The organism is Nocardiopsis coralli, from assembly GCF_014892575.1.
Classification (GTDB): Bacteria; Actinomycetota; Actinomycetes; order Streptosporangiales; family Streptosporangiaceae; genus Nocardiopsis; species Nocardiopsis coralli.
Genome location: NZ_JADBGI010000006.1, coordinates 277,096 through 286,427 on the forward strand (window position 1 = coordinate 277,096; position 9,332 = coordinate 286,427).

Consider the following 9,332-nt stretch of genomic DNA (forward strand, 5'->3'; position numbering starts at 1 on the left):
CCGAACACCGACAGACGGAAAGCTCACCGATGCACCCTCTCCACCCGCACGACCCGCCCCGGGTCGGGCCGTACCGGCCCCGCGCCCGGCTCGGGGAGGACGCCTTCTCGCGCGTGTACCTGGCGACCGCCCCGGACCGCCCGCCGGTGGCCCTCAAGGTGGCGCGTTCGGGGCTGTCCTCGGATCCTTCCTTCCGCCCCGCCCTCACCGACCTGGTGGCGGCGACCCGGCCGCTGCGGAGCCCGTACGTGGCGGGTGTGCTCGACGCCGACACCGAGGGCCCGGCCCCCTGGGTCGCGGTCACCCGCCCCTTCGGCCCGAGCCTCGCCGAGTGTGTGCACACGCACGGTCCGCTGCCCGCGGCGGCGCTGGCCCCGCTCGCCCTGGCCACCGCGCAGGGCCTGGCCGACCTGCACGCCGCCGGACACCCGCACGGGGCTCTGTGGCCCGACGGTGTGCTGCTCACCGAGCACGGCGCCGTCCTGGCCGACCCGGGCTTCGAACGCATCGCCGCCGACCTGCAACAGCGCGCGCCGCATCCCGCGTTCGCCGCGCCCGAGGGCGGGTCCTCACAGGCCACCGACGTCTTCGCGTGGGCCGCGACCCTGTGCTTCGCCGCGTCCGGGGTCGAGGGCCCCGGCGGGCTGGAGCGTGTACCGATGCAGCTGCGGGGCCTGGTCGACGCCTGCCTCCAGCAGGGCGCGGACCTGCGTCCCACCGCCGCGGACCTCGTGCGGATCCTCGGCGGTCCCACGGCACCCGGCCCCTGGCCCGAAGGTCTGGCCGCGGTCGTGCGCGGTTCGGCCCAGGACGGGCAGCAGGCGCTCGCCGCCGAGGCCGTCCCCGAGAAGAAACGGGGCCGCGGCAAGGCCGTCGCACTCACCGCCGCGGGCCTGGCCGTGGTGCTGCTGGCCGGTTCCGGCGCCGTCTGGGCCCTCAACGGCAACGGCGACGGTGACGGCGATGAGGGCGGCGGAACCACGGAGGAGGAGGCCGAGGGCCTCATCACCGACACCGGCTGCCTGGAGGCCGACGACCTTCCCGAGCCCGACTCGCCCATCAGCGACCTGGACGCGGTGAACGTGTCCTTCTCCCCCGACGGCAACGCCCTGCTCATCAGCAGTTTCGAGCACGGATACAGCGTGTGGGACTGGCGCGAGGGCACCGAGATCGCCCGCGTCGACGGCGAGCTCGGCGACATCCACGGCGGGGAGTTCGCCCCCGTCGGCTGCATGGTCGCCGGCACACACCCAACGCCCTTCGACGCGGACGACTACGACCGCCCTGTCGTGCACACCCACGACCTGCCCTCCGGTGAGAGCCAGGAACAGCTCGGCCCGCAGTCCGAGCGTGTGGTCGACGAGCTCGAACCGCCCCGGCGCGCGGAGGACTACGCCTTCTCGCCGTCCGGGGAGCAGATGGCCGTCGCCGTCGACTTCGACATGAACATGGGCGACGGCGAACAGCTGCCGCCCGTCGGCATCGTCGACATGGCCACCGGCGAGATCGAGCACGAGTGGACCGATGACGACGCCCTCGTCTCCGATGTGGAGTACCTCGACGAGGACCGCATCGTCGCCGCCACCGCAGGGCCGCTCGAACTGCGCGACGCCGAGACCGGCGAGGTCCTGGACTCCCTGCGCGATCACACCAGCTACGAGTTCACGACCGTGCCCGGCACCGCCCAGGTCCTCTACCGCAGCGACGAACACATGGTGCTGTGGGACTTCGACGAGGGCGACGAGGTCGACCGGTTCCCCGTCCCCGACTACCACGAGTCCTACACCGAGGAGTACGGCTACCCCACCGGGATGACCGCCGACCCCGAACTCGGGGTCGTGCACTTCAGCTGGGGCGAGGCAACCTCCGCCGCCGTCGACACCTCCGGCCGCGAGTACGACCACCACGGGCACCTGTGGGACCTGGAGTCCGGGGAGGACCTCATCGAGGACGAGGACGGCCTCATGCCGCGCCCCGTCGCCTTCCACCCCGCACAGGAGGTCATCGCCTCCGTCAACGCCGAGGGCGACGTCGACCTGCTCGACCCGCAGAGCCACGAGGTCACCGCCACGCTCTCCTGAGAGTCGGGCCGCCGCGCCCCTGTGCGTCGGCCCGACCGTCGAGTGGCCCGCCCGACGAGCTGATGCGCCGTGGCCGCCCCACGGACCGCCCCTCCCGACCGAACCGACCCTGGGAACCCGGTATGAAACCCCTGACGCCCTCGGACCCCGCCCACATCGGCCCGCACCGTGTGCTCGCCCGCCTGGGCGCCGGCGGCATGGGCGCCGTCTACCTCGCGCGCACGCCGGAGGGCCACCTGGCGGCGGTCAAGGTCGTGCACACCGAGCTCGCCCAGGACCAGGGGTTCCTCGCACGGTTCGCGCGCGAGACCCGCACGGCCCAACGTGTACGCGGGCCCTACACACCCGCGGTGCTGTCGGCGTCCCCGGAGGACCGGACCCCGTGGATGGCCACGGAGTACGTGCCCGGCCCCACGCTCAGCGAGGCCGTCGCCGGGCGCGGGCCCCTGCCCGAGGCATCTCTGCGCGTGCTCGCCCTGGGTCTTGCGCGCGCACTGCAGTCCGTGCACGCGTCGGGCATCATGCACCGCGACCTGAAGCCCGGGAACGTGCTGCTCTCGCCCCGCGGGCCCCAGGTCATCGACTTCGGTATCGCGCGTGCCGTCGAGGGCACCGTCCTGACCAAGACCGGTGAAGCCTTCGGAACGCCCGCCTACACCTGCCCCGAGACCGTGCTCGGCCGGGAGCAGTCACCCGCCAGCGACGTGTTCGCGCTCGCCGGCATCGTCGCCTTCGCTGCCTCCGGGAGGCCGCCCTTCGGCCGCAAGCCCGCCGCCGAGGTACTGCAGCGCATCGTCAACGACGAACCCGACCTCGAGGGCGTGCCCGCGGGTACCCTGCACGATCTCCTGGCCCGGTGCCTGGCCAAGGACCCCGCCGCGCGCCCCTCCGCCGACGAGATCGTGAACGTGCTCTCCTCGGAGCCCCTGCCCTCCGCGGAGCACGGGTGGCTGCCCGCCACCGTCAACGCGGAGATCGGCGAACGCGAGCGCGAACTCCACCGGGTCGTGCACGAAGCGCCCACCGCGCCCGGCGTCGCCCACACCGGGCGCAAGCGGCGCGGGTGGATCGTCGTCGGGGCGGCCGCCACGGCCCTGGTCCTCATGGCCGGCACCGCCGCAGCGGTCCTGCGCCCCTGGGAGGACGCGGACTCAGGCGGAACCGACGAGGCCGCCGCCCCCGATGACGACGGGGCGAACGAAGCCGAAGGTGACGCCGCGGCCGAGGACGAGCCGTCCTTCCCCGAGTCCGTGTACGGCATCCACTTCACCCCCGACGGGGAGGAGCTGTACGTGCACACCCCCGACGAGATCACCGTGTGGGACTGGCGCGAGGGCGAGCTCATCGACACCCCCTTCGGCGCCGATGACGAGACCAACTCCTTCGACCTGGCCGAATCCGGGCACATGGCCACCGCCGGCGAGGACGGGCTCCGGATCTGGGACGACTCGCACCAGGAGGTCGACTCCTTCGACGGCGGCGACATCGAGTTCTACGACAGCGTCTCGCTGTCCGACGACGGAAACCTGGCCGCGTTCCGCATGGTCGAGCAGGACAGCGAAAACAGCATCGCGGTGGTGTGGGACCGCGAGGAGGACGCCGTGGTGTGGGAAGAGGAGGGGGACACCCACTCGACGCAGCTCAGCCCCGACGGTTCCCACGTGATGCTCGAGAACCGCTACATGGCGCCCTACATCAGGGTCGTCGACCCGCAGAGCGGGGACACCGTCGCGGAGTTCCCCACCGACGGCGGGGAGCCCGCCGACAACCCGCTGATCGACGCTGCGTTCGCCCCGGACCGTCCGCACATCGCCGTCTCCGACAGCGAGACCGAACAGACTGTCGTGTACGACCTTGCCGCCGGCGAGACCGTCGAGGAGCTCGACAGCCCCGGAACCCCGATGGGCCTGAGCTACAGCCCCGACGGTGCGTCGCTGTTGGCAGGGCGCGACGACGGCGTCGGCGTCAACGGCGGGTTCATGTGGGACACCAGTTCCTGGGAGTCGGTCGTCTCCGAGTCGACACTCATCTTCGACAAGCCGCTGGTGCATCCGGACGGCGAGACCATCGCCGTCGTGGAGAACTCCACCGGGACCGGAGGGGCGACCGTGCTGTTCCTGGACCCGGAGAGCGGGCGCGACACCCACGAGATCACCTGAGGCGCGCGGGGGCGTGGGGTGTGGGGCTCAGGGCCGGGCGCGAGAGCGGACGCGGGCCGGGACCCGGGCCCGGGCTCAGGCGCGGGCCGGGGCTGGCGCGGGCCGGGGCTCAGCCCTCCGTGCACTCCACGTGCCCTTCGATGGCGGCGGTGTACTCAGCCGCGGTGTCGTAGGCGCCCTGGACTGAGTCGAGAACTTCACGCGCGAACTCTTCGGCGTTCACCGGCTCTGACTCGCACCAGTCGACCTCGCTCTCTTGCAAGGTATCCCTCACGACCTGATCGATACCTTCGGCGTTCAGCGGCATCCCGTCCGATGCGTCCTCGAGGGAGACGTCCGTGTCCGCCTCGTAGCCGTGCGGTGTGGACACGATGAGCCCAGACTCGACCAAGACGTCAATGTTGGTCTCCCACGCCTGCTCGCGGGACTCGAAGTAAGGCTCACCGTCCTCACCTCGTAGCACCGCCACAGCATCGGGGGTTCTCTCATACGCCTCGGCGAGAACCAACTTCCGAACCTGACTGTCGACCCACCACCACTGCGGTTCCTGCGAGCTCTGGGCCTGCTCGTCATACGGAGGCAAGTCCGCAGAGCCGTCACCGGTGTCGGAGGTATCCGTCGAGCAACCGATCAGCGCCGGCCCGAGAGCCAGAACCAGAACCAGGGCCAACGGATGCAAGAGCCGTCGAAGTGAGCTGCGTTCTGGAACAGGCTTCTCGGATTCGGACGAACCCGGACGCGGCGACACCGTCAATCTCACTGGGCCTCCCCCGCACTGCACTCGCTCCCGGACCCGTCTGTGAAAAGCATCCGGCCCCTGCCTCAGTTCAACCCGACGATGACGTTGTTACCAATGCGCTCGTCCTCGGTGACCACCACCGCGCCCGGCACCTCCCACATACGAGGAGCGTCAACGTCCGAGCTGAAATCGAACTCCGCCTGACGCCACTCGTCCCGGTTCTCTGTCAGGCCGACCTCGATCGACGCGGGTTCCCCCTCCGAGCCCCAGTCCACGAACTCGGCCTCCACCGGGCCCCGGTCCAGATCCGGCACCGTCAAGTGCGACAACCGCAGAACACCCTCACCCAGCACCACACCGGGATCGCTCCTCATCTCGGAGGGCCGCGCCGGCACCAGCGCCTCGTTCAGCGTCTCCCCGTCGAACGACACGTGGCGGTATTCGACCGCATCCTCGTCCGGCAACCACTCTGCCGACACACTGCCCTCATCCGTCAGAGCCACCCGCTCATCGTCGCTGACATCGCCCTCGAAGACCTCACCGTCAATACGCTCGCCCGACTCGACCTCCAGAAGGAAGGGGTCGTACTCCAACTCATCGGCCCCCAAAGGCTCCAGGAGCAGAACCTCACCGCCCTCCGAGACCTGTTGGTCGATAAAGGACTGCTTGCTGGGGGGCTGCTGGGATTCGACCTCCCACAACGGTTCCCCTGATCCGGGAGACAGTGCGGTCGTGACCAGACGGCGTGATTGAGGCTCATCAAACGATTTGGGCCCATCGCTGTATCCGCGGGTCAGAACAACCGCATCGTCCACAACCGACAACTCCGACCGCCCACTGATCAGTTCCAGGCCATCCGAACTCGCAGGGGCCTCGTACGTCCACACGTCCTGCCCATCGGACAACGAGACCCCGCGCAGCGCATCCCCGTCTTCCAGGACCAGAACGTCGTCGGTGATCCTGCCCTGCCAAGGCTCTTCGTCAGCATCGGGGAGTTCGTATTCATACTCCACCTCCCCGGTCCCGGTCTCGAGAACAACCACGTGGGCTGGCCCGCCCTCCGTATCGCGGTAGGCCAGCACCACCCGTTCATGATCAGGGGTCGCAACTGCCTTCTCAAGATCCCGGTCCTCGGAACGGTAATGCCACAACTCATCACCGCTCTGAGCATCCAGGGCCACCACACCATTGCCCAGCTCCAGCACCGGACCGGAGAGGCCCGCCTGGACGCTGTGCACATCCTCCGACGCCCCCAGTTCCCACTCCCACGCCACCCCCGACACCGAGTCCAGCGGACCGTACTCAGGTACCTGCCCCTCGTACACACGGTGATCGACACCGTCACCAACCAACGCGCAACCGCTCAACAACACGACCGAAGACACCAGAACCGGGGGAAACAACCGCATACCGCGACCCTACGCAGCACCCCGAAGGGGCCGACCGAGAGGTCTGCACTCGGCGGCGACTGAGCTGCACGACGTTGCACCGCGCACGTCTTGTCACGGCCAGGCCTTCGGGCACCAACCGAGTGCGGCCACCTCAGACCTCACTGCAACCCGAGGATGCGCCTGTCCTCATCCTCGGCGGGGGCCTCCGCGACCTGGTGCTCCACCCGCGGGTNGCACCCCGAAGGGGCCGACCGAGAGGTCTGCACTCGGCGGCGACTGAGCTGCACGACGTTGCACCGCGCACGTCTTGTCACGGCCAGGCCTTCGGGCACCAACCGAGTGCGGCCACCTCAGACCTCACTGCAACCCGAGGATGCGCCTGTCCTCATCCTCGGCGGGGGCCTCCGCGACCTGGTGCTCCACCCGCGGGTCACCACGCAAGACCAACCAAGCAGCGACCCGCACCAACACGGCCGCCGCGGCAACCCACCGGAGCCATGCACGGACCACCTGCAACACCTACCTCGCGGTCACGGAAGAAGAGCTCTTCTCCCTCGAGGCCCGAACCACTTATTCATCCGTGACACCGCAGGAATCGATGAACTTGATCATGTGCTCTCTCGCCTCGCCCTGACTCTTATGTGACCCGTGAAAAGTATTACCATAAGACCGCGAAATACTAGGCGTAGTTTCACACCAATCCATTTCACCGTATGAGACGGTATTCGAAAGCACCGTCTTCACTGACACGCGTACCTCCGGATCCCTTTCCACTGCCTCACCCAAATCAACATCCGTATTGACGGAATATCCATCTTGCACCTCGTCGACGACGCCCGACTCTTCTAAGAAATCAAAATTTGTCACGGACACCACACGCTCATCTTCGTCCGTGACATAGGGACTATCCTCGGACCCAAGAATATAATCCTCAAGCCCGTGCTCCTCTATAAGACGATCGAGAAGGTACAGATCATAAGTAAAATCCAACCACGTGCGCGAAAGGTTCTCGGATTCTATTTGCCCGCCCTTTGGGGCAGGCTGGCCTGCCGTCCCATCGCACCCCGCGGTGGAGAAGAGTACACCCGCCATGCACACTGCGGTCAGAGGTTCCCAACGCCGCTCCACGCCTCACCCCCCAGTGTGGTTTTGTCATCCATGGACTGACACACCGAATTACCACTCGGGCTGTTAGCCACAGGAGTTGATGTAGTCCTGCATATGTTCTCTCGCCTCATGCTCGCTCCGATGGACATCTTGAAAAGTCTCTACGTACTCGACCGGGCTAAGGGTGGAGTCCTCTTCTCCATCCTCGCACCAACTTCTGTCGACGCCGTTCACCGTAGAAGAGAGCACCTTGGGGGAGGAGATCCTAGCTTGCGGCGGCTCAGAAACCACCACCTGGTCGAATTCCACGTCAGTGATGACCGAGTATTCTCCCTGACCCTCCTCCAGAACACCGGAGGCCTCAAGAAAATCGAAATTGGTCTCCGCAACAACATCGCCTTCCTCGCTCGTATGATACGGATCGTCCGAGGATCCGTCGATAAGATCCTCCTGAGCATGCTCCCTCAACAAGCGATCGAGCAGATAGACCTCAAAGGTGAAGCGCATCCATCTCAGTGATAGACGCTCTTCCTCCGCTGACGTCGACTCTGGGTTGTCACCTGCCCCGTTTCCTTCGGATACGCAACCTGACAGCACCAAAGAGATGCAGGAGAAACCAATCAATAGCACCCTGACCGGAGGACTCATTCAGGCGATCCGTTTCTTTCCTTGAGGGGCGAGAATCCACGGCTTTGGAGCTCGCGCTCTAGTTCAACCCGACGATGACGTTGGTACCGATGCCGTCCTCCTCGGTGACCACTACCGCGCCCGGCACCTGCCACATACGAGGCGCGTCCACAGACCTGTTCTCCTCGTACTCAGCCTGACGCCACTCATCGTTGTTCTCAGTCAGCCCGACCTCGATCGGAGCAGGCTTCCCCTCAGACCCCCCCTCCACGAACTCGCCCTCCACCGGCCCCCGGTCCAGCTCCGGCACCGTCAAGTGCGACAACCGCAGACCACCGTCGCCCAGCACCACACCTGGATCGCTCTCCATCTCGGAGGGCCGGGCCGGCACCAGCGCTTCTTCGACTTTGTCCCCCTCGAAGGACACGTGCCGGTACGCCACCGCATCATCATCGGGCAACCAATCGGCTGACACACTGCCCTCATCCGTCAGCGTCACACGCTCATCCGGGGTCAAGTCGCCCTCAAAGGCCTCGCCCTCGAAGCGTTCGCCCGACTCCACGCCCACAAGGAACTGCTCCACATCCGAATCGGCCGCGCCGGGAACCTCCACCAGAACGGTACGCCCACTCTTCGTGAGCTCCTGTTCCAAGGGCGGCTCCGGTGCATCCACGTCGAAGGAGCCAAACCCCTTACGAACTGCGAGATTCTTCGGCCGTGAATTCTTCGATTGCAGCACGAAGTCTTAGGCGCTGCTGATCATGGTAATAAAGCCGACTAATAGGTTCGTGGAGCTCATGGTTTTGGGGGTCCTTGAATAGATCCGAATCAAGTCCGCTTGGGTCAATGAGCCCTGCACCAATTAGATGTTGCATGATATTACTGAAAACGTGACTCTCGACAGTATTCCTTGAGTCAATAATGAAGGCCTTAATTGGCGTTTCAGGGGATACCGAAGGCACAGAAATATCATCACTGAACAGGACATCCAAGATAGGGTCGATAGTCTCGGCTGGGAAGACTGATTCTCCACCCACTTGACTAACGTAACGATGACCACTTCCATACTTTCCGCCCAGGGCCGGCAACGTCGGATCAGCCTCCTTTCCCGACCGGAGTTCATTACGAATAATGAAAATCTCTGGCGCCCCGCCCGCAGGAACGAACCCCTGCTCCCACTGAACCTCTCCAGTGAGGTGATCTCAGTGAGTTTGCTTTTCGATAGTGG

The 9,332-nt window shown here is 66.3% G+C and carries 7 protein-coding genes; 2 read left to right on the plus strand and 5 right to left on the minus strand.

Annotation, left to right across the window (positions count from 1 at the left end; translation table 11 throughout):
* The first annotated feature begins 29 nt into the window (after positions 1-29).
* Positions 30-2,081: a protein kinase family protein gene (locus tag IDM40_RS09260; RefSeq protein WP_193121519.1), complete on the plus strand. Its 2,052-nt coding sequence runs from the start codon at positions 30-32 to the stop codon at positions 2,079-2,081.
* Positions 2,082-2,203: 122 nt separating this feature from the next.
* Positions 2,204-4,240 carry a serine/threonine-protein kinase gene (locus IDM40_RS09265; protein ID WP_193121520.1) on the plus strand — a complete coding sequence of 679 codons (2,037 nt, stop codon included), beginning with the start codon at positions 2,204-2,206 and terminating at the stop codon, positions 4,238-4,240.
* Positions 4,241-4,349: 109 nt separating this feature from the next.
* On the opposite strand, the gene IDM40_RS09270 is transcribed toward IDM40_RS09265, so the two are convergent.
* The 5 genes from IDM40_RS09270 to IDM40_RS09290 all read right to left on the minus strand — a co-directional run bounded on the left by IDM40_RS09270 (position 4,350) and on the right by IDM40_RS09290 (position 8,843).
* Positions 4,350-4,910, minus strand: coding sequence for a hypothetical protein (locus tag IDM40_RS09270; protein WP_193121521.1), 561 nt, complete (start codon positions 4,908-4,910; stop codon positions 4,350-4,352).
* 152 nt (positions 4,911-5,062) lie between these two features.
* A complete protein-coding gene (locus IDM40_RS09275; RefSeq protein ID WP_193121522.1) occupies positions 5,063-6,388 on the minus strand; it encodes an outer membrane protein assembly factor BamB family protein in 1,326 nt (441 codons plus the stop codon).
* 552 nt (positions 6,389-6,940) lie between these two features.
* Complete coding sequence (locus tag IDM40_RS09280) at positions 6,941-7,462, minus strand: hypothetical protein (RefSeq protein ID WP_193121523.1); 522 nt, start codon at positions 7,460-7,462, stop codon at positions 6,941-6,943.
* Positions 7,463-7,561: 99 nt separating this feature from the next.
* Entirely contained in the window at positions 7,562-8,125 is a 564-nt protein-coding gene (locus IDM40_RS09285; RefSeq protein ID WP_193121524.1) for a hypothetical protein, read from the minus strand.
* A 58-nt stretch (positions 8,126-8,183) separates the two neighbouring features.
* Positions 8,184-8,843, minus strand: coding sequence for a hypothetical protein (locus IDM40_RS09290; protein ID WP_193121525.1), 660 nt, complete (start codon positions 8,841-8,843; stop codon positions 8,184-8,186).
* Positions 8,844-9,332 lie beyond the last annotated feature (489 nt).

Coding starts and splice junctions, on each gene's coding strand:
- IDM40_RS09260 (WP_193121519.1), top strand. CDS start 30: ATGCACCCTCTCCACCCGCACGACCCGCCCCGGGTCGGGCCGTACCGG.
- IDM40_RS09265 (WP_193121520.1), top strand. CDS start 2,204: ATGAAACCCCTGACGCCCTCGGACCCCGCCCACATCGGCCCGCACCGT.
- IDM40_RS09275 (WP_193121522.1), bottom strand. CDS start 6,388: ATGCGGTTGTTTCCCCCGGTTCTGGTGTCTTCGGTCGTGTTGTTGAGC.
- IDM40_RS09280 (WP_193121523.1), bottom strand. CDS start 7,462: ATGGCGGGTGTACTCTTCTCCACCGCGGGGTGCGATGGGACGGCAGGC.
- IDM40_RS09285 (WP_193121524.1), bottom strand. CDS start 8,125: ATGAGTCCTCCGGTCAGGGTGCTATTGATTGGTTTCTCCTGCATCTCT.